This window comes from Lysobacter sp. 1R34A (assembly GCF_051217035.1).
In the GTDB taxonomy this organism is placed as follows: Bacteria; Pseudomonadota; Gammaproteobacteria; order Xanthomonadales; family Xanthomonadaceae; genus Lysobacter.
Map to the genome: position 1 here is coordinate 1 of NZ_JBPKJP010000030.1, position 24,705 is coordinate 24,705.

At 69.7% G+C, this 24,705-nt stretch carries 22 protein-coding genes; 14 read left to right on the plus strand and 8 right to left on the minus strand.

Going from position 1 to position 24,705, the window contains the following annotated elements:
• Positions 1 to 13 precede the first annotated feature (13 nt).
• On the plus strand, positions 14 to 1,699 hold the full coding sequence (locus ACSAMQ_RS09450; RefSeq protein WP_435395438.1) for a primosomal protein N': 1,686 nt from the start codon (positions 14 to 16) through the stop codon (positions 1,697 to 1,699).
• A 728-nt stretch (positions 1,700 to 2,427) separates the two neighbouring features.
• Here ACSAMQ_RS09450 and ACSAMQ_RS09455 read toward each other — a convergent pair.
• The gene (locus ACSAMQ_RS09455) at positions 2,428 to 3,300 is read right to left on the minus strand and encodes an NYN domain-containing protein (protein ID WP_435395401.1); all 873 of its coding nucleotides are present in this window, start codon (positions 3,298 to 3,300) and stop codon (positions 2,428 to 2,430) included.
• A gap of 170 nt (positions 3,301 to 3,470) precedes the next feature.
• Here ACSAMQ_RS09455 and tal point away from each other — a divergent pair, with 170 nt between their 5' ends.
• Both tal and ACSAMQ_RS09465 read left to right on the plus strand, forming a co-directional pair.
• Positions 3,471 to 4,421, plus strand: coding sequence for a transaldolase (gene tal / locus ACSAMQ_RS09460; protein WP_435395402.1), 951 nt, complete (start codon positions 3,471 to 3,473; stop codon positions 4,419 to 4,421).
• Between the two features lie 16 nt (positions 4,422 to 4,437).
• Complete coding sequence (locus ACSAMQ_RS09465; protein WP_435395403.1) at positions 4,438 to 5,724, plus strand: NAD(P)/FAD-dependent oxidoreductase; 1,287 nt, start codon at positions 4,438 to 4,440, stop codon at positions 5,722 to 5,724.
• 100 nt (positions 5,725 to 5,824) lie between these two features.
• Here ACSAMQ_RS09465 and ACSAMQ_RS09470 read toward each other — a convergent pair whose 3' ends face one another.
• Positions 5,825 to 6,292, minus strand: a complete 468-nt coding sequence (locus ACSAMQ_RS09470; protein ID WP_435395404.1) for a DUF1203 domain-containing protein — start codon at positions 6,290 to 6,292, stop codon at positions 5,825 to 5,827.
• 164 nt (positions 6,293 to 6,456) lie between these two features.
• Entirely contained in the window at positions 6,457 to 7,335 is an 879-nt protein-coding gene (gene rpoH / locus ACSAMQ_RS09475) for an RNA polymerase sigma factor RpoH (protein ID WP_435395405.1), read from the minus strand.
• Between the two features lie 462 nt (positions 7,336 to 7,797).
• Between rpoH and ACSAMQ_RS09480 the strand changes: the two genes are divergently transcribed.
• The gene (locus ACSAMQ_RS09480; protein WP_435395406.1) at positions 7,798 to 8,277 is read left to right on the plus strand and encodes a hypothetical protein; all 480 of its coding nucleotides are present in this window, start codon (positions 7,798 to 7,800) and stop codon (positions 8,275 to 8,277) included.
• On the opposite strand, the gene ACSAMQ_RS09485 is transcribed toward ACSAMQ_RS09480, so the two are convergent.
• Complete coding sequence (locus ACSAMQ_RS09485; RefSeq protein ID WP_435395407.1) at positions 8,274 to 9,737, minus strand: PLP-dependent aminotransferase family protein; 1,464 nt, start codon at positions 9,735 to 9,737, stop codon at positions 8,274 to 8,276. The two genes, ACSAMQ_RS09480 and ACSAMQ_RS09485, sit on opposite strands and share 4 nt — an antisense overlap.
• Before the next feature lie 102 nt (positions 9,738 to 9,839).
• Here ACSAMQ_RS09485 and ACSAMQ_RS09490 point away from each other — a divergent pair, with 102 nt between their 5' ends.
• From ACSAMQ_RS09490 to ACSAMQ_RS09500, 3 genes are read left to right on the plus strand one after another with little or no spacing between them, the layout of a single operon-like run.
• A complete protein-coding gene (locus tag ACSAMQ_RS09490; protein WP_435395408.1) occupies positions 9,840 to 10,544 on the plus strand; it encodes a glutathione binding-like protein in 705 nt (234 codons plus the stop codon).
• 40 nt (positions 10,545 to 10,584) lie between these two features.
• On the plus strand, positions 10,585 to 11,391 hold the full coding sequence (locus ACSAMQ_RS09495) for an MBL fold metallo-hydrolase (protein WP_435395409.1): 807 nt from the start codon (positions 10,585 to 10,587) through the stop codon (positions 11,389 to 11,391).
• 35 nt (positions 11,392 to 11,426) lie between these two features.
• Positions 11,427 to 11,900, plus strand: coding sequence for a cupin domain-containing protein (locus tag ACSAMQ_RS09500; protein WP_435395410.1), 474 nt, complete (start codon positions 11,427 to 11,429; stop codon positions 11,898 to 11,900).
• A gap of 9 nt (positions 11,901 to 11,909) precedes the next feature.
• Here ACSAMQ_RS09500 and ACSAMQ_RS09505 read toward each other — a convergent pair whose 3' ends face one another.
• From ACSAMQ_RS09505 to ACSAMQ_RS09515, 3 genes are all read right to left on the minus strand, one after another.
• On the minus strand, positions 11,910 to 12,251 hold the full coding sequence (locus ACSAMQ_RS09505) for an ArsR/SmtB family transcription factor (RefSeq protein ID WP_435395411.1): 342 nt from the start codon (positions 12,249 to 12,251) through the stop codon (positions 11,910 to 11,912).
• A 70-nt stretch (positions 12,252 to 12,321) separates the two neighbouring features.
• Positions 12,322 to 12,777 (minus strand): SRPBCC family protein, encoded by a 456-nt coding sequence (locus tag ACSAMQ_RS09510; RefSeq protein ID WP_435395412.1) that lies wholly within the window; start codon positions 12,775 to 12,777, stop codon positions 12,322 to 12,324.
• Positions 12,778 to 12,893: 116 nt separating this feature from the next.
• Positions 12,894 to 13,736 carry a helix-turn-helix domain-containing protein gene (locus ACSAMQ_RS09515; RefSeq protein WP_435395413.1) on the minus strand — a complete coding sequence of 281 codons (843 nt, stop codon included), beginning with the start codon at positions 13,734 to 13,736 and terminating at the stop codon, positions 12,894 to 12,896.
• Positions 13,737 to 13,877: 141 nt separating this feature from the next.
• Here ACSAMQ_RS09515 and ACSAMQ_RS09520 point away from each other — a divergent pair, with 141 nt between their 5' ends.
• From ACSAMQ_RS09520 to ACSAMQ_RS09540, 5 genes are all read left to right on the plus strand, one after another.
• A complete protein-coding gene (locus tag ACSAMQ_RS09520) occupies positions 13,878 to 14,861 on the plus strand; it encodes an alpha/beta fold hydrolase (protein ID WP_435395414.1) in 984 nt (327 codons plus the stop codon).
• A gap of 25 nt (positions 14,862 to 14,886) precedes the next feature.
• Positions 14,887 to 15,267: a hypothetical protein gene (locus ACSAMQ_RS09525; RefSeq protein WP_435395415.1), complete on the plus strand. Its 381-nt coding sequence runs from the start codon at positions 14,887 to 14,889 to the stop codon at positions 15,265 to 15,267.
• 137 nt (positions 15,268 to 15,404) lie between these two features.
• Positions 15,405 to 16,103: a response regulator gene (locus ACSAMQ_RS09530; protein WP_435395416.1), complete on the plus strand. Its 699-nt coding sequence runs from the start codon at positions 15,405 to 15,407 to the stop codon at positions 16,101 to 16,103.
• Positions 16,104 to 17,480 carry an ATP-binding protein gene (locus tag ACSAMQ_RS09535; RefSeq protein WP_435395417.1) on the plus strand — a complete coding sequence of 459 codons (1,377 nt, stop codon included), beginning with the start codon at positions 16,104 to 16,106 and terminating at the stop codon, positions 17,478 to 17,480.
• 86 nt (positions 17,481 to 17,566) lie between these two features.
• Positions 17,567 to 17,773 (plus strand): hypothetical protein, encoded by a 207-nt coding sequence (locus ACSAMQ_RS09540; RefSeq protein WP_435395418.1) that lies wholly within the window; start codon positions 17,567 to 17,569, stop codon positions 17,771 to 17,773.
• A 19-nt stretch (positions 17,774 to 17,792) separates the two neighbouring features.
• Here the strand turns inward: ACSAMQ_RS09540 and ACSAMQ_RS09545 are convergent, their stop codons facing one another.
• Positions 17,793 to 18,473, minus strand: a complete 681-nt coding sequence (locus ACSAMQ_RS09545; protein ID WP_435395419.1) for a TetR/AcrR family transcriptional regulator — start codon at positions 18,471 to 18,473, stop codon at positions 17,793 to 17,795.
• A gap of 760 nt (positions 18,474 to 19,233) precedes the next feature.
• Between ACSAMQ_RS09545 and ACSAMQ_RS09550 the strand changes: the two genes are divergently transcribed.
• Together ACSAMQ_RS09550 and ACSAMQ_RS09555 are read left to right on the plus strand one after the other, a co-directional pair.
• Positions 19,234 to 23,250 (plus strand): amino acid adenylation domain-containing protein, encoded by a 4,017-nt coding sequence (locus ACSAMQ_RS09550; RefSeq protein WP_435395420.1) that lies wholly within the window; start codon positions 19,234 to 19,236, stop codon positions 23,248 to 23,250.
• Between the two features lie 10 nt (positions 23,251 to 23,260).
• A complete protein-coding gene (locus ACSAMQ_RS09555; protein WP_435395421.1) occupies positions 23,261 to 24,646 on the plus strand; it encodes a glycosyltransferase in 1,386 nt (461 codons plus the stop codon).
• The last annotated feature ends 59 nt before the right edge of the window (positions 24,647 to 24,705 follow it).

The following is a 24,705-nucleotide window of genomic DNA, read 5'->3' on the forward strand; positions in this document are numbered from 1 at the left end:
CGAACGCATCGCGGTGCCGGCCAGCGCGCGCGCGCCGGCGCCGCGGCCGGGGCCGGCGCTCAACGAAGAACAGCAGGCCGCGGTCGACACGGTGCTGGCCGCCGATGGCTTCGTGCCGTTCCTGCTCGACGGCGTTACCGGCAGCGGCAAGACCGAGGTCTACCTGCACGCGATCGCCGACTGCCTGGCGCGCGGCCGGCAGGCCCTGGTGCTGGTGCCCGAGATCGGCCTGACCCCGCAGACCCTGGCGCGCTTCCGCGCGCGCCTCGGGGTGCCCATCCATGCCCTGCACTCGGGCCTGTCCGATGGCGAACGCGCCCGCACCTGGGCCGCATTCGCGCGCGGCGAGGCGCGGGTCGCGGTGGGCACCCGCTCGGCGGTGTTCCTGCCGCTGTTGCAGCCGGGCCTGATCGTGATCGACGAGGAGCACGACGGCAGCTTCAAGCAGCAGGACGGCATCCGTTATCACGCCCGCGATTTCGCCCTGGTCCGGGCCAAGGCGCTGAACATACCGATCCTGCTCGGCAGCGCGACGCCGTCGCTGGAGTCGCTGCGCAACGTCCAGGCCGGCCGCTACGGCCATCTGCGCCTGCAACGCCGCGCCGGCCAGGCGCAGGCGCCGCAGGTGCGGGTGGTCGACGTGCGCAAGCGCCCGCTCGAGGCCGGGCTGTCGCCGGAACTGGTCGACGCGATCGCCCGGGCGCTCGACGCCGGCGGCCAGGTGCTGGTGTTCAAGAACCGCCGCGGCTATGCGCCGGTGCTGCTGTGCCACGACTGCGGCTGGACCGCGCACTGCCCGCGCTGCAGCACCCCGCTCAAGGGCACGCCGATGACCGTGCACGGCGGCGGCCGGCGCCTGCAATGCCACCACTGCGGCACCCGCCGACCCGCCCCCGACGCCTGTCCCGACTGCGGCGGCCTGGCGCTGCAATCGCAGGGCGCCGGCACCGAGCGCATCGAAGAGTCGTTGAGCGCGCGCTTCCCCGACTACCCGGTGCGCCGCATCGACCGCGGCACCACCCAGCGCCGCGACGCGCTCGAACAGCACCTGGCCGAATTCGGCACCGCGCCCGGCATCCTGGTCGGCACCCAGATGCTCGCCAAGGGCCACGACCTGCCGAACCTGACCCTGGTCGCGGTGGTCGGCATCGACGAAGGTTTGTTCAGCGCCGACTTCCGCGCGCCGGAAAAACTCGCGCAACTGTTGATCCAGGTCGCCGGCCGCGCCGGCCGCGCCGACAAACCCGGCCAGGTGCTGCTGCAGACCCATCACCCCGATCATCCGCTGCTGCACACCCTGTTGACCGGCGGCTATGCCGCGTTCGCCGAAACCGAACTGGCGCAGCGCGAGGCCGCCGATTTTCCGCCGTTCGCGCACATGGCCCTGCTGCGCGCCGAAGCGCAGGAGGTCGACGCCGCCAACGCGTTCCTGGCCAAGGCGCGGCGCGAGATCGACGCCTTCGCCGACCCGCGCCGGCGACCGCCGCCGGGGCAGCGGCCCACATTGGAGATCAACGGGCCCTTGCCCGCGCCGATGCCGCGCCGCGCCGGTTACCAGCGCGCGCAGCTGATCCTGACCGCGCTGGAGCGGCGCCACCTGCACGGCGCGCTGGACGCCGCGCTGCCGGCGATCTATGCCTGCCCGGAAGCGCGCAAGGTGCGCTGGTCGTTGGATGTGGATCCGATCGATTTGTATTGAGTTGCGCTTCGGGCGTCGCGCAAGGTTTTGCCGCTGCGAATCCACCCCGACAGGCGCGAGGTGAGTCGCGACAAGGGACGCGCAGAGATAATGAGGCCGTCTCCATTCGTCGACGCGGCGCGCCTTCGCCAGGGTAGGAGCGGCGCGAGCCACGACCGACATGTCCCAATGTCGCGTCGTCTTCGGGTGTGTCCCTGTAGGAGCGACGTGAGTCGCGACCGCGGAACGCGCAGACACGGCAGGGCCGTCGTCCTTTGTCGAAGCGGCGTTCCTTCGCCAGGGTAGGAGCGGCGCAAGCCGCGACATCGCTGCGCCGGCCTTGCGCCTCTCTCTCGTCTATTAGATCAAGATCAAACCCAAAGCTTCCGCCACTAAAGCGGCGGGTTACTTTCTTTTGTCTAAAGCAACAAAAGAAAGGTAACCAAAGAAAAGTGCTTTTCTTTGAATCAAGGGCCCGCGCGTTCGATGCCTCCGCGGTGATTTTTCATACGGGACATCCCTGTCCCGATGAAAAACGGCCCGCATCCCTGCGGGCCGCCCTTTGGGTCTTCTTTTGTCTTCGCTAGTGCGAAACTACGCACGGCCACGACCAAGGCCAATGCAGAGGCACAGCCAAACCTGGGCGCAGGACGATGCTTCGTGCCCCAAAAGAACATCGCGGTCATCGACGATTCGCGGTCGCGGCTCGCGCCGCTTTTACTCCTGCGGGGTCGCTCTGCGCACCGGCATCAGGTCTTCGGCTTGACCTTCGGTTTGTTCGCAGCGGGCTTGTTCGCCGGTGCCTGGTTCTGTGCCGGCTGGTCCGCCGGCGGTTTGTTCGCGGCAGGCTTGGCGGCCGACGGTTTGCTCTCGGACGTTTTCTTCGCCCCGCCCTTGGGCTTGTCGCGCACCCACACGGTCAGGTTGTCGCGGCGTATCTCGAACAGCCCCATCGCCTCGATCAGGTCGCTGAGTTTGCGGTAGCCGTAGTTGCGCGGATCGAACGAGGCCTGATTGCCGATCTGTTGTCCGATCGTCGCCAGGCGCGACCAGCCGTCGTCGCCGCCGGCGGCATCGACCGCGCGGCGCAGCATCTGCACCAGGCGCGTGTCGCTGCGCAGGTCCTTGGCGCTGCGCGCCGGGGTCGCCGCACTCTCGTCGGGCAGGCCGTCGACGCTGACCGGCTGGGCCAGGGCCTCGACATAGGTGAACTTCGAGCAGGCGTTGACGAAGGGCTCGGGCGTCTTCTGCTCGCCGAAGCCGTAGACCTTGGCGCCCTCGGTCAGCAGGCGCATCACCAGCGGGGTGAAGTCGGCGTCGCTGGAAACGATCGCGAAACCGTCGAGGTTGCCCGCATACAGCAGGTCCATCGCGTCGATCACCATCGCCATGTCGGAGGCGTTCTTGCCCTTGCTGTAGGCGAACTGCTGCATCGGCCGGATCGCGTAGTCGTGCAGTACCGCTTCCCAGCTCTTCAGGTTCGGGCTCTTCCAGTCGCCGTAGGCGCGGCGCACGTTGGCGATGCCGTAGCTCGCGACCTCGGTCAGGATCACGTCGATCTTCGCCGCGGGCGCATTGTCGGCGTCGATCAGCAGCGCGATGCGTTTTTCCTCTGCGGCCATGCGATTCCCCTGCGGGCCGGTGCCGGCCCTGTCGCGGCCCAGCCTAGCGCAAGCCCGCGATCGGCGCTTTGCCGCGGCCTGGCGGCCGAAACGGGCGCCTCAGTCATGACGCGCTAACCTCGATCAGTGAGAATGGCGGGGACCCTAACGACACGACACCTCCCATCGCCATGACCAACCAGCTCGAACAACTGCGCGCACTCTCCGCCGTGGTCGCCGACACCGGCGACATCGAAGCCATCGCCCGCTTCCGTCCGCTCGATGCGACCACCAACCCCTCCCTGCTGCTGAAGGCCTCGGCCCTGCCGGCCTATGCGCCGCTGATCCAGGCCGCGGTCGCCGCGGCGCAGGGCGCCGACACCGCCGCGCGCGTCAACGACGCCGGCCTGCGCCTGGCCGTCGCCATCGGCGGCGAAATCCTCAAGCTGATCCCCGGCCGCGTTTCCACCGAGGTCGACGCGCGCCTGAGTTTCGATACCGACGCCACCCTGGCCCAGGCCCGCCGCATCGTCGAGCTGTACGACCAGGCCGGGATCGGCCGCGACCGCCTGTTGATCAAGATCGCTTCGAGCTGGGAGGGCATCCGCGCCGCCGAGCAGCTCGAACGCGAAGGCATCCACTGCAACCTCACTCTGTTGTTCTCGTTCGCCCAGGCGGTGGCCTGCGCCGAGGCCGGCGTTTACCTGATCTCGCCGTTCGTGGGCCGAATCCTCGACTGGCACCTCGCCAACGGCACGCCCAAGCCGGCCACGCCCGCCGACGACCCGGGCGTGCAGTCGGTCGCGCGCATCTGGCAGTACTACAAGCGCCACGACTACGCCACCGTGGTGATGGGCGCGAGCTTCCGCAACACCGGACAGGTGCTCGCGCTCGCCGGTTGCGACCGCCTGACCATTTCGCCGGAGCTCCTCGGCGAACTCGAAGCCGGCCAGGACCCGGTCGCGCGCGCGCTCGACGACGACGGCCAGCGCGCCGCGCCGGGCGCGGCGCTCGACGAGGCCGGGTTCCGCTGGCAGCACAACGAGGACGCGATGGCGACCGACAAGCTCGCTGACGGCATCCGCCGCTTCGCCGCCGACCAGCGCAAGCTCGAAGAGCTGCTTACCCGTCATCTCGGCTGATCGAGGTTCCATCGTCATGAGCGATTCCCGCAAGCACGTCGTCATCGTCGGCGGCGGGTTCGGCGGTCTGTGGGCGACGCGCGCCCTGGCTTCGGCCGAGGTGCGCATCACCCTGATCGACCGTCGCAACCATCATCTGTTCCAGCCCCTGCTGTACCAGGTCGCAACCGCCGGCCTGTCGGCGCCCGACATCGCCGCGCCGCTGCGCCACATCCTGCGCAAGCAGGCCAACGTCGAAGTACGCCTGGGCGAAGTCACCGGCATCGCCGCCGACGCGCGCCAGGTCAGCCTCGCCGACGGCGAGGTCATCGGCTACGACTACCTCTTGCTCGCGAGCGGCGCGACCCATGCCTATTTCGGCCACGACGAGTGGGCCGACGATGCGCCGGGCCTGAAGACCCTCGACGACGCCCTGCACATCCGCCGCCGGGTCCTGCTCGCGTTCGAGCGCGCCGAGGCCGCCGAGACCGAGGAAGAACGCTCGGCCTGGCTGCACTTCGCCGTGGTCGGCGGCGGCCCGACCGGGGTCGAACTCGCCGGCACCCTCGCCGAGATTTCGCGCAAGACCCTGCGCCGCGAATTCCGCCGCATCGACCCGGCGCAGGCACGCGTGCGCCTGATCGAGGCCGGCCCGCGCGTGCTCTCGAACTTTCCCGAATCGCTGTCGGAAAAGGCCCGCGCGCAATTGCAGCGGCTGGGGGTCGAAGTCGTCACCGGCACCCCGGTCGCCGAGATCGACGGCCGCGGTTATCGTCTCGGCGCCGAGTTCGTACCGTCGCGCACCGTGCTATGGGCAGCGGGCGTCGCCGCGTCGCCGCTCGGCGCCCTGCTCGATGCGCCGCGCGACCGCGCCGGCCGGGTCCTGGTCGAACCCGACCTCAGCGTGCCCGGGCATCCGGAGATCTTCGTCGCCGGCGACCTGGCCAGCGTCCAGCAGGCCAACGGCCAGCCGGTGCCCGGCGTCGCGCCCGGCGCCAAGCAGATGGGGGCTCACGTCGCCTCGGCGATCCGCGCTCGCCTCGCCCATCGCGCGGTCGAGCCGTTCCGCTATGTGGACTTCGGCAACCTCGCCACCATCGGCCGCCGCGCCGCGGTGGTCGACCTGCGCGGTTTCAAGTTCTCCGGCTTCCTCGCCTGGGTGTTCTGGCTCGCCGCGCACGTGTTCTTCCTGATCGGCTTCCGCAACCGCCTGATCGTGATGCTCAACTGGTCGTGGGCGTACTTCACCTACCAACGCCACGCCCGCATCATCTTCGGCACCGGCGAGCCGAAGCGGACCGGCGGCGCAACACCGCCGACGTGAAAGCAGAACGCCGCGCGCTGCGTCGTGCATCGCTGCGGCTGCGACGAAGGGCGCCTCACGGCGTCCTTCGCATCGGCTGCAGGCGTTCTGCGACCTCCGCTCAGACGCGATCGATCCGGCACAGGAAGCACCCGGTGCGGGCGTTGTGGGCATGCACTTCGGTCGTGTCCGGATCGTCGAGCAGTTCCGCCAGCGCCGCTTCGGCGTCGGCCCCGTCGATGGCCCGCGCGCCGCGCATCCACCCTTCGGCGTCGTAGGCGCGCAAGGACAGATTGCGGGTGCGCAGGAACGGCGGCAGCGCGTCGTCGTACGAGGCCGTGGCGGCGCCCTCGCGCACGTAGATCGGGCCGCTGGAGCGATACGGGCCGTCGCAGGGATGATGCTCGTAGGTCAACAGCAACACCGAATCGCCGGGCGCGGCGTCGGCCAGGCTGATCCGGCAAGGGTAGCCGTTCGGCGAGTCGGCGACGACGCGGCGCATGCCGTGCGCGCGCAGGCTGGCGTCGTCGAGCGCGCCGAGGGTGGCGAAAGGTTCCGGCGACAGGCCGGTGATGCGATAGCGAGACATGGCGCGATTCCTGGAGGACAGGCAGGCAACGTAGTCCCGTCCCGCGCGCGGCGATATCCGCTTCTTGCGCTGCGCGAACGCGAATGCCGCGCGGGGTTAGCGCACCGCAAAAAACGAACGGCCCGGTTTCCCGGGCCGTCGTCGTCGAGCTCGTTCGTCGCCGCTCAGGCGGCGAACAGGCCGCGCATCTTCTTCAACGCATTGGCTTCGATCTGGCGGATACGCTCGGCGCTGACGCCGTACTCGTCGGCCAGTTCCTGCAAGGTGATCTTGCTCTCGGCATCGAGCCAGCGACGCTTGATGATGTCGCGCGAACGCGCATCCAGGCCGGCGAGGCCTTCGCGCAGCAGGGCGAGCTGGCTGTCTTCCTCGTCCTCGCGCTCGTACGACTGCGACGGGTCTTCGTCGCTCGCGCGCAGGTAGGCGGCCGGCGAGGGCGGCGCGTGATCGTCGTCTTCGTCGGACGGCGCGTCGAAACCGATGTCGCGGCCGGACAGGCGCGACTCCATTTCCAGCACTTCGCGCTCGGAGACGTTGAGGTCCTTGGCGACCAGGCGCACTTCCTCGGCGTTCATCCAGCCCAGGCGGGTCTTGCTCCTGCGCAGGTTGAAGAACAGCTTGCGCTGCGCCTTGGTCGTGGCGACCTTGACGATGCGCCAGTTCTTGAGGATGAACTCGTGCATCTCGGCGCGGATCCAGTGGACCGCGAACGAAACCAGGCGTACGCCCTGATCGGGGTCGAAACGCTTGACCGCCTTCATCAGGCCGATGTTGCCTTCCTGGATCAGGTCGCCGATCTGCAGCCCGTAGCCGTTGTAGCCGCGGGCCACGTGGACGACGAAGCGCAGGTGCGAGTGAACGAGTTCGCGGGCCGCGTCGAGGTCTTCCTCGTCGCGGAAGCGGCGCGCCAGCGCCTGCTCGTTCTCCACGCTGAGCACCGGGATCTGGTGCACGGCGCCGATGTACGCGTCCAGCGAACCGAGCGCGCTGGGCACAGGCAGGTTGTTGGCGACTAGGGCAGTGGATTGGGCGATAGAGGTCATGGGGGTCATCTTAGCAGTCGCGATATATGACTGCTAAAGCGGGAGAAAGTTCACAGTGTTGCGGTACTGGAACGGGCGATCGGGCCTGGAGCGGCTCGGGCGGCGGAGCGCCGGACCGGTGAAACGGCGGCGCGGACATCAACATACCCTTTGCAATTAATAACTTATTAAAGCGAACCGAGCGCCGGCCCGGATCGGGCTGGGGCCCGGGGGTTCGAACCACCGACCTCGGCACCGTCCGCCGGCTGAACCGGCGCAACGAAACGCCACTATCGGCCTGATCCGGGCGCACATTCCATCTGGACCGGGGTCCCAGATCGCGAGATCGGCGCGAGACGGGCCGGCGGCGACGCGGAGTTCGACCCCGGATCCGCACCAGGGTTCCCCGTCGTCCCGCATCCCCCACTCGCCCCGGCGGCCGGTGTGCCCCTACAGTGGGGCGTCGCCCACCTCGGACCGCCCGTGATCCAGCGTAAGACCCAGCAAGACGCCACCGGCTGCGGCCTGGCCTGCGTGGCGATGCTCGGCGGCATCGGCTATGTCCAGGCGCGGAGGCTGGCGCGCCGGCTCGGCATCGGCCCGCGCGACCGGGTGCTCGGCCGCGGCGGCCGAGCCCGTACGGTGCGCAACGCTTATTTCAGCGACGCCGGGCAGTTGCGGCGCATGCTCGAGCTGCTCGGCCTGCACGCGGGGCCGGAACGCCGCCTGGCCCGCTGGGACGCACTCGACCGCAGCGGCATCGCCGGCATCCGCTACAACCGCCGCGAGGACAGCTGGCACTGGGTGGTCTACCTGCACGGCGACGAAGGCGGCCGGGTGCTCGACCCGAACCCGCGCGTGCGCAGCGAACGCAGGACCGACTTCGGCCGGATGAAGCCGCATTGCTTCATCCCGGTGTCGACCCCGGCGTCCTCGGACCGAGCCCGGCCGGCGCCCGGCTAAGCGTTGCCGAGCGCTTCCAGCGAGCGGCGGAACCGCCGCAGGGCCGGGGCGATCTCGCCGGCATCGATCGCCCCGTAACCGAAGCTCAGCGCCGGCCGCTCCAGCGCATTCATCGCATAGTCGCCGACCGACTGCGCGCCGGGCAGTTCGCGCAGCATGCGGGCGAGGATCGCCGGCGCCAGCGCGGGGTCGCGGATGCGCGCGGCCAGGTGCAGGCCGGCCTCCGACGGGATCGGCTCCAGCCACGGCGCCAGCTCGCGCCGCAGGCCGTCGAGCAGGACCTCGCGGCGCTCGCCGTAGATCGGGCGCATGCGCCGCACGTGGCGGGCGAGATGACCATCGCGAATGAACGCCGCGAGCACCGACTGGGTGATCGTGTCGCAGTGCGAATCGGCGCAGTGCTTGACCGCGATCAGGGCGTCGCGCGCCCACGCCGGCGCCACCACGAAGCCCTTGCGCAGCGACGGGAACAGGCTCTTTGAAAAGGTGCCGACGTAGAACACCAGGGCGTCGCGATCCAGGGTCTGCAGCGCATCGAGCGGGCGGCCGCCGAAGCGGAACTCGCCGTCGTAGTCGTCCTCGATCACCACCGCGCGATGGCTGCGGGCGAATTCGAGCAGCGCCTTGCGCCGGCGCAGCGACAAGGCCACGCCGGTCGGCGACTGGTGCGACGGCGTCACGCTGATCACGCGCACGTCCTCGGGCAGGCGATCGACGCACAGGCCCTCGTCGTCGACCGGCATCGGCACCAGCCGCGCACCGGCGGCGGCGAAGGCCGCGCGCAACGGCGGATAGCCCGGCTCCTCGACCGCGACCCGGGTCTCGCCCGGCGTCACCAGCAGCCGCGCCAGCAAGTCGAAGGCCTGCTGCGCGCCGGAGGTGACGATGACGTCGCCGGCCGCGCAGGCGACCGCGCGCGCGAACGCGACGTGCTGGGCGATCGCCTCGCGCAAGGCCGGGATGCCTTCCGACGGCGGATAGCCGAACCGCGTCTTCGACCATTCGCGCAGGCTCTGCGCCGACAAACGCCGCCAGACCTCGTGCGGGAAATGGCGATGGTCCGGAATGCCCAGGCGGAAGCAGCGCTCGGGCAGGTCGCGCGGCGGCGAGGGATGCAGGAACGGCGTGCGCCACACCGGGTTCAGGCGCGGGTCTTCCGGCCCTTGCGGCAAATGCGCGGGCGCGCGCCGGTCGCGGCGGCCGGCGACGTCGGCCACCACCGTCTTCGCGCCCTTGCGCGGCAGCGCATAGCCCTCGGCGATCAACAGGTCGTAAGCGGCGACCACAGTGTTGCGGGCGACGCCGAGTTCGCCGGCGACCCGGCGCGTCGCCGGCAGCGGGGCGCCCGCGGCGAGGCGGCCGTCGAGGATCGCCGAGCGCAGTTGCCGGTGCAGGGCCTGGGTCAGATGGCCCTGGCCGCGCTCCGGCAAAGCGAGGGGAAACGGGAAAACTGGCCCCATGAAATCCAACCGTTTTGGATCATCCAGGGCACCAGGCTACTCCTAAGCTGGCTCCACGGATGCGGCGCCGCGCCGCCCGGCCCCTTCCCGATGAGCCCCCCCATGATCGATCTCTACTACAGCCCGACCCCGAACGGCCTGAAGCTGCGCCTGTTCCTGGAAGAGTCCGGCCTCGCCCACCGGATCGTTCCGGTCAGCCTGTCGGCCGGGGAACAGTTCCGCCCCGAGTTCCTGGCCATCTCGCCGAACAACAAGATCCCCGCGATCCTCGACCACGCGCCGCGCGACGGCGGCGAGCCGCTGGCGGTGTTCGAGTCGGGCGCGATCCTGCTCTACCTCGCCGAGAAGACCGGCCGGCTGCTGCCGGACGACGCCCGCGGCAGTCTCGAAGTCACTCAGTGGCTGTTCTGGCAGATGGCCGGGCTCGGCCCGATGGCGGGCCAGGCCGGTCACTTCCGGGTGTACGCGCCGGAGCCGCTGGCGTATGCGATCGAACGTTACACCCGGGAAGTGGAGCGCCTTTACGGCGTGCTTGATCGCCGCCTCGCCGGCCGCGCCTATCTCGCCGGCGACGACTACTCGATCGCCGACATCGCCTGCTACCCCTGGATCGTGCCGCATCTCGGGCTCGGCCAGGACCTCGCCGGGACCCCGCATCTGCGGCGCTGGTTCGACGCCATCGCCGCGCGCCCGGCCACCCAGCGTGTCTACGCCGGCATCGACGATCCGTACGGCAAGGCACCGGCGCTGTCGGACGAAGCGCGAAAGCTGCTGTTCAACCAGGGCCCGGCGAAGGCCGAGGCCTGAACGCTCCGCGCCCGCATTACCACCTTGGATGAGACCTGCCATGACCCTGCCGATCTGCGAAACCTGCGGCACCCAGTTCGCCGCTCATGCCGGCTTGCCGGCGCATTGCCCGATCTGCGAAGACGAGCGCCAGTACGTCGGCTGGCAGGGCCAGACCTGGACAAGCCACGAAGCGCTGGCGCAAGCGCACACCCTGCGGCTCGAGGACGACGCCGGCGTGCTCGGCATCGGCCTGGCGCCGGCGTTCGCGATCGACCAGCGCGTGCTGTATCTGCAGACCGACGCCGGCAACATCCTGTGGGAGTGCGTGGCCCTGGTCACCGACGAGGCCGTCGCCGAACTGCGCGCGCGCGGCGGCGTCGATCTGATCGCGATTTCGCATCCGCACTTCTACGCCTCGATGGTCGAGTGGAGCGAAGCGCTCGGCGGCGTGCCGATCCTGCTCCACGAAGCCGATCGCGAATGGGTGCAACGCCCGTCCGAGCGCATCCGCTACTGGCGCGGAGACGAATACAAACTCTCCGAGGGCGTGACCCTGATCCGTTGCGGCGGCCACTTCCCCGGCAGCACCGCGCTGCACTGGAAGCACGGCCCGCGCGCCGGCGGCGCGTTGTTCCCGGGCGACGCGCTGCAGGTCGTGTTCGACCGCCGCCACGTGACCTTCATGTACAGCTATCCCAACTACATCCCGATGAAGCCCAGCGACGTGCGGGCGATGCGCGAACGCCTCGCCGGCTACGCGTTCGAGGACGTCTACGGCTACACCTGGGGCCGCAACATCGTCGGCGGCGGCCGCGAGGCGGTCGAGGCATCGTTCGATCGCTATTTCGCCGCGGTCGCCGGCTGAGCCGCGCCGCGCCTTTCTTCCTACGAGGCAATCCCATGTCCAGCGGACTCGATGCCCTGCGCGACTACCTGCCCGCGCGTTTCAGCACTACGGCCGAGCTGCCGTGGATTCCCTCCTCGACGCCGGGCAAATCCGCCAAGCCCCTGCGCTTCCTCGCCGACGATCGCGGTTTCGTCGAACTGCTGCGCATGGACCCGGGCGTGGTCATGCCGCTGCACCGCCACACCGGCGAGATCCACGCCTACAACCTCGGCGGCAGCCGCCTGCTGTGCAGCGGCGAACTGATCGGCCCGGGCGACTACGTCTACGAACCGCCCGGCAATACCGACTGGTGGAAGATCGTCGGCGACGAGCCGATGATCGCCCTGGTCGTGGTGATGGGCACGGTCGAATTCCTCGGCCCCGGCGGCGCGGTGCGGCTGCGCGCCAGCGCCGAGACCCAGCGCGCCGAGTACGAGAAGTACTGCCGCGAACACCGGCTGCCGCTGCACGACCTGGCGGAACGGTGAGCGGCGCCTTCAGTCTTCGACGAAGGCCTTGAGCCGCAGCAGCGCCTGGTCCCATTGCTGCGCGATCGCATCGAGCGAGCGCCGCGCCTCGTCCAGTTGCGCGGGCTCGAACTCCCACAGGCGTTCGCGCCCGGCCTTGAGGTCGCGCACCAGGCCCGCTTCGGCCAGCACCTGCAGGTGCTTGGTCACCGCCTGGCGGCTGATGTCGGTGCCGCCGGTGAGCTGCGCGATCGACATCGCCCCGCCCGCGCACAGGGCCACGACGAGGCGCAGGCGCGTCTCGTCGCTGAGCGCGGCGAACACCCGCGCCGATCTGAACAGAGACGGTTTGGACGCGGATGGCTTGGACACGACCGGTTTGAGCAGGGCCGGTTTTCGCGATGCCGGCCCTTTCGAGGCGTGCCGGGCCGAAGCTCCCGGCTTAGCCGACATAGCGCTCGATATTCTTCATCTGCTCGTCCCAGCCGCCGCTGTTCATGCGGAAGGCTTCGTCGCGGCGCGAGGCCGGCACGCGGTCGAAACCGGACTCGACCACTCGCAGCAAGGTGCCGCCGTCGGCCTCTTCGAGGGTGAATTCGACCAGGGTCGGAGCTTCCTGCGAATAATCGACCTCGGGATCGACCGCATAGGGATGCCAATGGAAGGACAGCAGGCGCTCGGGCTCGACGCGCTGGACCTCGACCTGCATCAGCAAGTGCTCGTAGCCCGGATAGGTGATGTAGCCCTGGGTGGTCTGCCCGGGCACGAAGCGCTGGCCCTCGAAGCGGACGCCGAACCATTGGCCGAAGGACTCGGCGTCGGCGAGGGCCTGCCAGACTCGCGAACGCGGCGCCTTGAGCAGGATCTGTCTTTCGATGCGATCGGTGGATGCGGACATGGTGGTGACCTCCGAACCGAAGGCTAGCCCCGCCCGACGCGAAATGCAACCATTTGGTTGCGTTATCCGATTCGTCCCGCCGGCGCCGGGCTCGCGAGACCCGGCACCCGGCTCGCTCAGACCGCGAGCGAGCCGTCCTGCAAAGCGCGGCACAGCTGCGCGGTGGCCTCGTCCATCGGGAAACAGCATTCCACGTGCAACTCGTCGATGGTGACGTCGCGCGGGGTGCCGAAGGTGGTGATGGTCGAAAAGAAACGCAGCTCGTACCGGTCGCGGCGCAGGATCGTGGTCAGCAACGGCGACGGCGCCGCATCGAACTGGCGCCGGCGCCAATGGCTCGGCACGCCAGGATAGGCCATGGCCTCGTCGAGCAAGGCGCGCGCCACGCCATCGCCCGGTGTCGCCGCGACCGCGGTGTGCAGATGGCGGATCAGTTCGCCGGCCACTTCTTCCCAATTGGCGACCGCCGGGCGCAGGTCTTCGGGGTCGAAGATCTGCCGGATCATGTTGGCGTGGCGGTTGGGGCGGCCGCGCATGACGAAGGCATTGGTGCGCACCGCGGCCTCGTTGGCCATCAGCACGTCCCAGTGCCGGTTCAACAGGAACGCCGGATACGGCTCCTGCTGCTTGAGGATGAATTCGATCGCGCGCCGGATCTGGGCGAACTCGGGCGTCGCCAGCGCGGTCTCGGGATATTTCGGCGCGAAGCCGGCCGCCACCAACAGCGCGTTGCGTTCGCGCAGCGGCATGTCGAGCGCGTCGGCGAGCTTGACGATCATCTCGCGGCTCGGCTGCGACTTTCCGGTCTCGACGTAGCTCAGATGCCGCGCCGATACGCCCGCATCCAGGGCCAGGTCCAGCTGGCTCCAGCGCCTGACCCCGCGCCATTCGCGCAGCAACGCGCCGACGCCCTGATCGCGCGGGCGGGTTTTCGGATTCGGTGCGAGGGCAGCGTTCATGCGGCCATGATAGGAGCCGGCCACCCGCAAAACCATGACCTGCGAGGTCATGAAGATTGCACCTGCGGCGTCATTGCCGGCATGACCGCGCGCGCCAATCATCGCCTCCCATCGAAACGCCCTCGGGCTCCTGGAGACGACATGAATCGCAGAACCTTCCTCCACCTCGGCGTCGGCGCGGCCAGCGTCGGCCTGCTCGGCGCGTGCGCCACCGGCCTGTCCGGCGCGACCGCGGCCGCTGCCGATGCCGCCCCCTGGAACGCCGCCGCCTTCCATGCCGCGCGCCGCTACCTGGCGACGTCGTTCGGCGAGATCGCCTACGTCGAACGCGGCCAGGGGCCGGTGGCGCTATTCCTGCACGGCTTCCCGCTCAACAGTTTCCAGTGGCGCGGCGCGATGGCCCATCTGGCGCCGTACCGCCGCTGCATCGCCGCCGACTTCATGGGCCTGGGCTATACGCGAGTCGCCGAGGGCCAGAGCGTGGCGCCGGATGCGCAGGTCGACATGCTCGCGACTTTGCTCGACCGGCTCGGCATCGACAGCGTCGACCTGATCGCCAACGACAGCGGCGGCGCGGTCGCGCAGATGTTCCTGGTCAAGTACCCGCAACGCGTGCGCAGCATGCTGCTGACCAACTGCGACGTCGAGAACGACAGCCCGCCGGCCGCGGTGGTGCCGGTGATCGAAGCCGCGCGCCGCGGCCGCTTCGCCCTCGACACGTTTCCGCCGCAACTGGCCGACCACGACTTCGCCCGTTCGGAAAAAGGCATCGGCGTACAGTGCTTCACCTATCGCGATCATCCGACCGACGAGGCGATCGAGACCTACTTCGCCCCGCTGGTCAGCACGCCGCAGCGCACCCGCCTCACCGACGCCTACGCGATGGGCCTGGACCCGAACCCGCTCGCCGGCATCGAGGCGGCACTCAAGCGCTGCGCGCAGCCGGTGCGGATCGTGTGGGGCACCGGCGATACGATTTTCTCGCCGGCCAGCCCGCATTACCTCGACCGCCTGTTCCCGAACTCTCGCGGCATCCGCTTCATCGAAGGCGCGAAACTCTTCTATCCGGAAGAGTTTCCGGAAGCGATCGCGCACGAAGCGCGGCGGCTGTGGGCGACGCTCTGAGCGCAGCGGCGCGCGGCGCGCCGGCATGACGTTTGTCACCAATCGTGGCCGCGCGGGCGCGTTCCGACGACAACGAAGATGTTCGTGCCTGGCCATCGCCAGGCTCGTGTCTCGGCCAAAACGGCGGCGCAAAGCCGCCGTCGTGCGTTGCGCGATGGCCGCCGGTGCGCCGCTGGTAGGCGCTCGCGCTCCGTCCATCGGTTTCGCCTTGTCTCTGCGTACAGCAACCGCCATTACGCTGTCGGATCGAGACGTCGCCATCGCGTCGACGCTCGTGCCGCCGTCCGCGCATCGCGCTTGCAACCCTGGGTACGATCGCGGCATCACTGTCAGCAAGCCTATTCACGGCGCCGCCTTCGATGCCCTCACTGCCGCGTTTCCGAGTTCACCGCCCATCGCCCGGTAAGATTGCGAACGCACGCCCGAGTCCTGTCCCGCGCCAGGCGCCGCCTGCGGCAGCCCTCCGTACCAGATGTGTTTATTTGTACGGTCCCGACGACCGCCACCTGCCGGCGCTACCATGCCGGCTCGCACGAGGTGGCCATGAATAAGGTCCTGCTGATTGAGGACGACGCCCGACTGGCCGGGCTGATCTCCGAGTACCTGCAACGCTACGACTTTCAGACCTCGGTGGTGCTGCGCGGCGACCAGGCGCTGGCCGCGCTCGAGGACGATCCGCCCGATGTGATCGTGCTCGACCTGATGCTGCCCGGCATGGACGGCTTCGATGTCTGCCGCCAGATCCGCAAGCAGTCGAGCCTGCCGATCGTGATGCTGACCGCGCGCGGCGATCTGTTCGACCAGGTCACCGGCCTGGAAGTCGGCGCCGACGACTACGTGCTCAAGCCGGTCGAACCGCGGCTGCTGCTGGCGCGATTGCGCGCCATCCTGCGCCGCAGCCAGGCGCGGCCGCAGCCCACCGGCTCCTCGCTGCTGTCCTACGGCGGCCTGCAGATCGACCTGACCGCGCGCCAGGTGCGCTGGAAGGGCCAGGAGATCGACCTCAAGACCGCCGACTACAACCTGTTCGTGATCCTGGCCCAGGCCGCCGGCCGCGTGCTCAACCGCGACGAGCTGCTGCGGCGCTGGCGCGGGATCGGCTTCGACGGCGTCGACCGCACGGTCGACGTGAGCATCTCGCGGCTGCGCCGGCATTTCGGCGACGACGCCCACGAGCCGCGCAAGATCAAGACCGTCTGGGGCCGCGGTTACCTGTTCAGTCCGATCGCCTGGGAGGACTGAATGTTCGCGATGCTGGCGCGGCTGTACCTGACCGTGGCCGGCCTGCTGTTGTGCTCGATGTTGCTGGTCCAGCAGGCCTTCCCGTATCTGTTCCCGGGCCAGTACTCGCAATCGGCGCGGCACGAGTTCAGCGGCGAGCTCGCGCTGTTGCGCGAGCACCTGCGCGGCGTCGGCGTCGACGAGCTGCCCGAACGCGTGGCCGCGCTCAACCGCAGCACCCCGGACCGCTACAGCGTGCTGTCGCCGGCGACCGCGCTGCGCCTGCCGCCGCGGGTGCGGGCCGAACTGGCCGCGACCGGCAGCGCCAGCGACCACGTCAGCACCGAGCACCATCACGTCTACGTCCGCCTCGACCGCGGCGACGTGGTCCAGATCAGCTACGACGAAAGCGACTTCCCGATCCGCTACATCGCCTACGTCACCGTGTTCGCGATGGTGCTGGTCGGCCTGATGATCTGGCTGCAGCCGCACTGGCGCGACCTGGAACGGCTGCGCGAGGCCGCCGCGCGTTTCGGCGACGGCGACCTCGCCGCGCGCGCGCGGCTGCCGGCGGGCTCGTCGATCCGCCAGTTGTGCGTGTACTTCAACAACATGGCCGACCAGATCGGCTGCCTGATCCAGTCGCAGCGCGACATGGTCAATGCCGCTTCGCACGAATTGCGCACGCCGATCACCCGCCTGGAGTTCGGCCTGGCCAACCTCAGCGAGACCCTCGACGACCGCGTCGGACGCGCACGCGTGCATGCCCTGCGCTGCGACGTCGAGGAGCTCGACCTGCTGGTCGGCGAGCTGCTGACCCTCGGCATGCTGGAACGCAGCGGGCCGACGCCGGCGCTGGAACGGGTCGAGCTGTCGGCGTTCCTGCGCGCCTCGACCGGCGTCTCGGCCGAGGAGCTGCGCATCCGCAGCACCGACATCGAGTGGGCGCTCGCGCCGGCCTTGAACGAAGTCGTGGTCGATCCTCGCAGCCTCGGCCGCGCTTTCTCCAACCTGATGCGCAACGCCCTGCGCTACGCCGACGGCCGCATCCGGGTGAGCGCCGAAGCGGTCGAGCAGGGCTGGCAGTTGGTGGTCGAGGACGACGGCGTCGGCATCCCGCCGGAAGACCGCCTGCGCGTGTTCGAACCCTTCTATCGCCTCGACCGCAGCCGCGATCGCGCCACCGGCGGCTTCGGTCTCGGCCTCAGCATCGTGCGCCAGGTGGTCGACCGCCACGGCGGCGAGGTCCACATCGAGCACTCGCCGCTGGGCGGCGCGCGCTTCGTGCTGCGCTTCCCCTGGCACCAGCCCGGCCAGTGGCGCGGCCGCCGCCGGGCCCAGCGCGAAGAATCCCCGGCCGAGTCCGACCCTCTCGAGCAATCGTTTCATCTGCAATGAGCGGAGCCCGGCGATGACCCCTTTTTCCGGCGCGGTGCGTTAGCCCATGCGCAGGCCGCCAATGACGGCGGCCGGAAGGAGTCTTCATGCATACGGAAATGAATGCCGCCGACGACCTCGAATCGCGGGTGCTCGATCTCGCCAACCAGGCCATCGGCCATCAGGCCGGCGGCGATCGCCGCCAGGCCGTGCAGTGCTGGGCGCAGGCCATCGCTCTCGCCGATGCGGGCCTGCACGACGAGGAGATCCGCGGCTGGTTGCGCAGCGGCATCGCCGACGCGCGCGCCGCCTGACCGCGGCGGTGGGCCGGGTTCAGAAGCGCGCCCACCACTGCACCGAGCGCTCGAAGTAGCCGACCAGCGTCTGTACCAGGCGCTGGCGGTCGCGCGGTTCGCCGCAGGCGATGACCCGGTCGACCGCGCTGTGCATCGCGGTGAAGAAGATCACCGCGGTCAGGCGCGGGTCCGGCGCCGCCCAGACCCGCGCGGCGATGCCGCCTTCGAGCAACTCGACCAACTGATCGACGACCGGGTTTTCCTGCATCGCATGACGGTCGTGGCTGCGCTGGTCGTGGAAGACCACGTCGTGCAACGCGACTTGGTCCAGATAGCCGTCGACCGCGCTCTGCACCCAGGCGCGCAGCCGCGCCGGCCAGTCGTTCGGGCTGCAACGCTCCATGTCCTCGAATAAGCGGACCCGGAAGCCTTCGACGAAGCGTTGCTGCAAGGCCAGCAACAGGTGCTCGCGGCTGGCGAAGTGATCGCGCAGCGCCCCCAGCTCCAGGCCGGCGCCAGCGGCGATGTCGGCCAGGGCGACGCGCTCGGCGCCGCGCTCGACGAACAGCCGCGCGGCGACGTCGAGCACGGCGTCGCGGCTCGGCGTGATCGCCGTGCTCGCCGCCGTGGCGGCCGGCGCCGCGCGGTGGGGCTGCGTGCTGCGCAGTGGCGGAAAGTCCGGTCCCGGACCGGCGAACGGCGGCGGCGTGGACGGCATCGGCCCGGACCTCAGATGAGAATGACTCTCATCATAGCCCAGACTGGGGAGCCCGGACCGACGGGCCTCGCTTGAGGTCCGGCATTCACCCGCGTCGCGAACGCTGCCGCCGTGCATCGCAACTGGAGCGGCGTCGCCCCGGCAACTCGCCGCACGCATCCGCGCCGATATTCGCGAGCGACAAAATCGTTCGCGAAATCGAAACCCGCGACGCCAGCGCACCGCGCTTCGTCACAAACCGATCGTGATTCGCAGCCGGCTTGCGATACCGCGCGAACAGGCGATTACCCGGGATAAAAACTCAAATCGTCGCCGCGACGAAAATATTCGTGGCTTCTTGTCCGTTGTAGAAAAAGCTTCACATATTCGACTTGTGATCCGGCTCTCAACGCCGGCTCCGTAAATATTCGACTTGTGATCCGTCTCTCACCGATCTCGATGGACACGGCTTGGGCGCTCAGGGATATTGATTCCCAAGCGGCAACGAGGCGTGATGCGGATAGTCGTTGTCGCAGTCACCACATAAGAACTCAAGCCCGCCATCTGCGCGATCAGCGCAGCCAGTGGTTACGGACAGGGCCCTGCCCCGGCGGACGCCGCGGCGACGACGTATTTTTTATTTCGAAACCAAACGGAGAGGGGGCCACTCGTAACGACGAGTCGGCCGCGGGATCGCGCGCGAACACAACGCGTCGCCGGGCATTGCGTCCGCCGGCCGCTGGCGGCGTGCGGCCAACGGCCGCCTCAAAGGATGCGCGCCATGAACGAATCCCACAGCCCCGCCCTGCCCCTGACCACCGCCCAGCGCGGACTATGGGTCGGGCAGAAGATCGCCTCGGCCGAAGCGTCCATGAACATCGCCGAAGCCGTGGAGATTCTCGGCCCGGTCGATGCCGAGCAGTTCCTGCGCGCACTGCGCCAATTCACCCGCGAAGCCGATGCCACCCGGGTACGCATCGTCGAACACGGCGGCCTGCCGCGGCAGATCGTGCGCGCCGAGTACGAAAGCGACTTCCCGTATTTCGACCTCAGCCTGGAAGCCGACCCGCGCGCCGCCGCGGAGGCCTGGATGCAGGCCGAACTGGCCAAGCCGGTCGACTTCGTCCACGACCCGCTCTGGGTCGGCGCCTTGTTCAAGCTCGCCGACGACCGCTATTGCTGGTACCAGCGCGCCCACCACACCATCTACGACGGCTACAGCGGCGGGATGACGGTGCGCCGCATCAGCGAGCTGTACACCGCCTATGTCGAAGGACGCGAGCCCGCGCCCTGCGGCTACGGCTCGCTGGCGGCGCTGGTCGAAAGCGAAGCCGCCTACCGCGGCTCCGAGCGTTTCCAGCGCGACCGCGCTTTCTGGCGCGAGCAATTGGCAGCCCTGCCCGAAGCGGTGACCCTGGCGCGGCGGCGGGTGCGAAACAACGGCGGCCTGCGCCGTGCGCGCGGCCTCCTCGACGAGGCGGCGCGCACGCGCCTGATCGAGATCGCGCGCGACTGCGGGGTCAGCTTGCCGCAAGCGCTGATCGCGCTGATCGCCGCCTATTACCACCGCGCCACCGGCGCGCACGACCTGGTGTTCGGCATGCCGGTCACCGGCCGGGTCAATCACGCCCTGCGCAGCACCCCGGGCATGGTCGCCAACGTGGTCGCGATCCGTCTGGCGATGCATCCGCAGATGACCATGCCGGAGCTGTTCGCGCAGGTCTCGCGGGTGGTCAAGCAGGCGCTGCGCCATCAGCAGTACCGCTACGAGGACCTGCGCCGCGACCTCGGCCTGGTCAATCCCGACCAGCACCTGGCCTGGCTCGGCATCAACATCGAACCCTTCGACTACGGCAGCTTCGGCGGACACCGCGCGACCGGCCACAACCTGCACAACGGCTCGGCCGAGGACCTGACCGTGTTCGTCTACGACCGCGACGACGGCGAAGGGCTGAGCTTCGATCTCGACGCCAACCCGACCCTGTATCCGGCCGCCGAACTCGACGAGCACCGGCGCCGGCTGATGCGGCTGATCGAATCGGTTCTGGCCGATCCCTCTCTGAGCCTGGGTGCGATCGACGTGCTCGGCGAGGAGGAGCGCGAACGCCTGCTGCGGGGCTGGAACGACACCGACGCGCCGCTGCCGGAAGCCACCGCGCTCGAGCAGTTCGAGCAGCAGGCCGCACGCACCCCGGATGCGGTCGCGGTGATCGCCGGCGACACCGTGCTGAGCTATCGCGAACTCGACCACAGCAGCAGCCGCCTCGCCCATCGCCTGATCGCACATGGCGTGCGCCCCGGCGACATCGTCGCGATCGGCCTGCCGCGCGACGAGGTCCTGATCGCGTCGCTGCTCGCCGTGTGGAAGGCCGGCGCGGCTTATCTGCCGCTCGACCCGGAAGCGCCGGCCGAACGCATCGCCCTGACCCTCGACGACGCCGCGCCGAGCCTGTTGCTGACCACGCAGCGGTTCGCCGAGGCCTTCTCCGGCCGCGCCCTGCCGGTGCTGTTCGCGCACGAGCAGGACGAGGCCTACGAGATCGACACGGCCCTCGCGCTGCCGCGAGCGCGTTTCGACGCGACTGCCTACCTGATCTACACCTCCGGCTCGACCGGTCGGCCCAAGGGCGTCGAAGTCAGCCAAGGCAATCTCGCCAACTTCCTGCTCGCGACCCAGCGCCTGTTCGCACCGACCGCGGCCGATCGGTTCCTGGCCCAGACCACGGTCGCCTTCGACATCGCCTGCTTCGAGTTGTTCCTGCCGCTCAGCGTCGGCGCGCGCATCGTCGTGACCACCGCCGAGGTCGTGCGCAATCCGCTGGCCCTCGCCCGGCTGATCGCCGAGCACGGCCTCAACTTCGTCCAGGCCACGCCGTCGCTGTGGCGGATGCTGCTGGCCAACCCCGAGGTGCGCCTGGACGGCGTGCACGCGCTGTCGACCGGCGAAGCGCTGCCGCCGGAGCTCGCCCAGCGCCTGCTCGCCGCGGCCGCGCGGGTGACCAATCTGTACGGGCCGACCGAGACCACGGTGTGGGCCAGCGCGATCGAAATCGGCGCGGCCGACGTCGCCGACGGCGCGCCGCCGCCGATCGGCAGGCCGCTGTTGAACACCCGCGCCTACGTGCTCGACAGCACCCTCAGCCCGGTGCCGACCGGCAGCGTCGGCGAGCTCTACATCGGCGGCGCCTGCGTGGCCAAGGGCTATCTGGGCCGCGACGAACTGACCGCCGAGCGCTTCATCCCCGATCCGTTCGACCAGTCCCCAACCCACCAGCAGACCGGCATGCCCGCGCGCCTGTACCGCACCGGCGACCTGGCGCGCTGGCGCGACGACGGCGTCATCGAATACCTCGGCCGCGCCGACCAGCAGGTCAAGATCCGCGGCCACCGGGTCGAACTGGGCGAGATCGAAACCCTGCTCGGCGCCGAGGAAACCGTGGCCGAGGCCGCGGTCGCCCTGCACGCCGACGGCAGCGGCCCGGCCATGCTGGCCGCCTACCTGGTGCCGGCCACCGGCCTGAGCCTCGACCGCGACGGCCTGCGCCGCCGCCTCGCCGCCAAACTGCCCGAGTACATGGTGCCGAGCGTCTACATCGAACTCGCGGCCTTGCCGCTGACCCCGAGCGGCAAGCTCGACCGCAAGGCGCTGGCGCCGCCGGAGCGCAGCCGCCAGGCCGTTTACGCCGCGCCGCGCAGCGACATCGAACACAAGCTGGTGGCGCTGTGGCAGCAGATCTTCGGGCTCGAACGGGTCGGCATCCACGACAACTTCTTCGAGCTCGGCGGCGATTCGCTGACTGCGGCCGAACTGGTCGCCGCGTTCCCGCAGCACTTCGGCAGCGAGCTATCGCTCGGCGCCCTGTTCGAGGGCTCGACCATCGCCGGCCTGGCCGCGTACCTGGAACGCAGCGGCGGCGAGAACGACCCGCTCGGCGCGCTGCTGTCGCTGCGCCCGTCGGACCGCGAGCGGCCGCTGTTCTGCATTCACCCGGTCACCGGCTTCAGTTGGTCCTACGCCGGCATGCTGCGCCACCTCGACGAGGCCTTGCCGGTGTATGCGCTGCAGTCGCGCGGCCTGCGCGGCGGCGGCGCCCTGCCCGGCAGCATCGAAGAGATCGCCGCCGACTACATCGCGCAGATGCGCCGGGTCCAGCCGCAGGGGCCGTACCGGCTGCTCGGGTGGTCGCTCGGCGGCCTGATCGGGCACGCCATCGCCGCGCAGCTGCAGCAGACCGGCGAACGTGTCGAACTGCTGGCGATGATGGATTCGTATCCGTTCGTGGCCGACGCCCACGACAGCCAGAGCGAAGCGCAACAGGCGCTGGCGGTGCTCAAGTTCCTCGGTTTCCATCACCGCATCCGCGACAACCCGCCGCAGGACATGCGCAGCCTGGCCGACCTGCTGTGCCGCGAGTACGAGGTGTTCTCGATCCCGCTGGTGCAGGAAATCATGAAGGCCGACGCGCGCCTGATCGAGAACGTCACCGCGGTCACCCGCAACAACCTGATGCTGGCGCGGCGCTACCGGCCGGCGCCGATCGAGACCGACGTGGTGTTCTTCAACGCCGGGCTCAAGGAGCACGTCGACCTGGACGGCCTGCTGCACTACCACGCCGCCGCCTGGCAGCCCTACATCGGCGGGCGCATCGAGATCCACGACATCGACTGCCACCACCAGTCGATGCTCGAACCGCGCGCGGCCGCGCACATCGCCCGCGTGCTGCGCGAGCGGCTGGCGCCGCGGCCGATGCCCTCGCCCCCACCGACGCCGGCCGCGCTCGCGGTCGCGTATTCGTAAGGAGACGCCCGTGTCCGCCGCCATCGTCATCTTCACCGTCGGCACCCAAGGCGACGCGCGTCCCTGCGTCGCGCTCGGCGTGGCCCTGCGCCAGGCCGGCCACCGGGTGCGCATCGTCACCAGCGACAACTTCGCCGGCATGGTGCGCGAGGCCGGGCTGGAGTTCTTCGCCCTCAGCGCCGACTTCAGCGACCTGCTGACCAACAACCCCGAGACCGTCGACAAGGCGCTCAACCCCTTGTTCCTGGTCAAGCACACGCGCGAGAAATTCGCCTCGATGGCCGCGACCTGGGTGCGCGAAACGCGCCCGGCCTGCGAAGGCGCGGCTTTGCTGATCGGCAACGGCATCGCCACCCAGCTGGCGAAAGCGCTCGGCGAGGCCGAGGGCATCGCCTTCGTGCAAGCGCAGTTGCAGCCGTTCACTCCGTCGCGCGAACTCTCGCCGCTGGCGTTCTGGTCGAAGGCGCGCTTCCCCGGCGCGATCAACCTGGGCCTGTACCAACTGATGAAGCTGTTGGCCTGGTACACGCTCAAGCCCGCGGTCAACGACGTGATCCGGCCGCAGCTCGGCCTGCCGCGCTATCCCTGGTACGGCCCGTACTTCGAGCGCGATCGCCTGCGCAAACGGGTGTTGTACGGCTACAGCCGGCACATCCTGCCGCGACCGAGCGACTGGCCGGAGGAGGCGCGGGTCACCGGCGGCTGGTTCCTCGACCAGGCGCAGGCCTGGCAACCGCCGCAGGCCTTGCAGGACTTCCTCGACCAAGGCGACCCGCCGATCTACATCGGCTTCGGCAGCATGCTGGCCAACAACGCCGAGGGTTTCACCCAGACCGTGCTCGAGGCCGCGCGCCTGAGCGGCCGCCGCGCGGTGCTCGCGACCGGCTGGGGCGGCCTGCGCGGCGAGCCCGGGCGCCGCGACGAGCGCACCTACGTGATCGACAACGCGCCTCACGACTGGCTGTTCCCGCGCATGGCCCTGGCCGTTCACCATGGCGGTGCCGGCACCACCGCGGCGGCCGCGCGCGCCGGCATCCCCTCGGTGTTCGTGCCGTTCTTCGGCGACCAACCGTTCTGGGCGCGGCGCATGCACGAACTGGGCGCCGCGCCGCCGGCCCTGGACCGGGTGACGGTGACCGCGGCGCAGATGGCGCAGGCGATCGCCGCCGGCCTGCAGGCGCCGATGGTGCAGGCGGCCTCGCAGCTCGGCCAACGCATCCGCGCCGAAGAAGGCGGAGCGACCGCGGTGCGCGCGCTGGCCGAATGGGGCTTGCTGCCGGACTTGGCCGGCCCCGACCTGACTCGGCATGACCTGTCCGCTGAGGCCGCCGCGCCGCCGGCCGCGACGAAAGCCGCGCCGACGCGGGTCCCGGCCGCCCAGGCACTGGAAGCCTGAGCCGCGCTGCCGCTATCGGGCGGGCAAATGGAAACACCAGGGGCGAGGCGCATCGCAAG

What these genes read in the sequence shown, in the direction of transcription:
- ACSAMQ_RS09510 (WP_435395412.1), bottom strand. Translation starts at nt 12,777, where the DNA reads ATGTCCGCATCCACCGATCGCATCGAAAGACAGATCCTGCTCAAGGCG.
- ACSAMQ_RS09455 (WP_435395401.1), bottom strand. Translation starts at nt 3,300, where the DNA reads ATGGCCGCAGAGGAAAAACGCATCGCGCTGCTGATCGACGCCGACAAT.
- ACSAMQ_RS09495 (WP_435395409.1), top strand. Translation starts at nt 10,585, where the DNA reads ATGACCCTGCCGATCTGCGAAACCTGCGGCACCCAGTTCGCCGCTCAT.
- ACSAMQ_RS09470 (WP_435395404.1), bottom strand. Translation starts at nt 6,292, where the DNA reads ATGTCTCGCTATCGCATCACCGGCCTGTCGCCGGAACCTTTCGCCACC.
- ACSAMQ_RS09525 (WP_435395415.1), top strand. Translation starts at nt 14,887, where the DNA reads ATGACGTTTGTCACCAATCGTGGCCGCGCGGGCGCGTTCCGACGACAA.
- ACSAMQ_RS09545 (WP_435395419.1), bottom strand. Translation starts at nt 18,473, where the DNA reads ATGCCGTCCACGCCGCCGCCGTTCGCCGGTCCGGGACCGGACTTTCCG.
- ACSAMQ_RS09490 (WP_435395408.1), top strand. Translation starts at nt 9,840, where the DNA reads ATGATCGATCTCTACTACAGCCCGACCCCGAACGGCCTGAAGCTGCGC.
- ACSAMQ_RS09530 (WP_435395416.1), top strand. Translation starts at nt 15,405, where the DNA reads ATGAATAAGGTCCTGCTGATTGAGGACGACGCCCGACTGGCCGGGCTG.
- ACSAMQ_RS09535 (WP_435395417.1), top strand. Translation starts at nt 16,104, where the DNA reads ATGTTCGCGATGCTGGCGCGGCTGTACCTGACCGTGGCCGGCCTGCTG.
- rpoH (WP_435395405.1), bottom strand. Translation starts at nt 7,335, where the DNA reads ATGACCTCTATCGCCCAATCCACTGCCCTAGTCGCCAACAACCTGCCT.
- ACSAMQ_RS09550 (WP_435395420.1), top strand. Translation starts at nt 19,234, where the DNA reads ATGAACGAATCCCACAGCCCCGCCCTGCCCCTGACCACCGCCCAGCGC.
- ACSAMQ_RS09500 (WP_435395410.1), top strand. Translation starts at nt 11,427, where the DNA reads ATGTCCAGCGGACTCGATGCCCTGCGCGACTACCTGCCCGCGCGTTTC.
- tal (WP_435395402.1), top strand. Translation starts at nt 3,471, where the DNA reads ATGACCAACCAGCTCGAACAACTGCGCGCACTCTCCGCCGTGGTCGCC.
- ACSAMQ_RS09520 (WP_435395414.1), top strand. Translation starts at nt 13,878, where the DNA reads ATGAATCGCAGAACCTTCCTCCACCTCGGCGTCGGCGCGGCCAGCGTC.
- ACSAMQ_RS09465 (WP_435395403.1), top strand. Translation starts at nt 4,438, where the DNA reads ATGAGCGATTCCCGCAAGCACGTCGTCATCGTCGGCGGCGGGTTCGGC.
- ACSAMQ_RS09485 (WP_435395407.1), bottom strand. Translation starts at nt 9,737, where the DNA reads ATGGGGCCAGTTTTCCCGTTTCCCCTCGCTTTGCCGGAGCGCGGCCAG.
- ACSAMQ_RS09515 (WP_435395413.1), bottom strand. Translation starts at nt 13,736, where the DNA reads ATGAACGCTGCCCTCGCACCGAATCCGAAAACCCGCCCGCGCGATCAG.
- ACSAMQ_RS09540 (WP_435395418.1), top strand. Translation starts at nt 17,567, where the DNA reads ATGCATACGGAAATGAATGCCGCCGACGACCTCGAATCGCGGGTGCTC.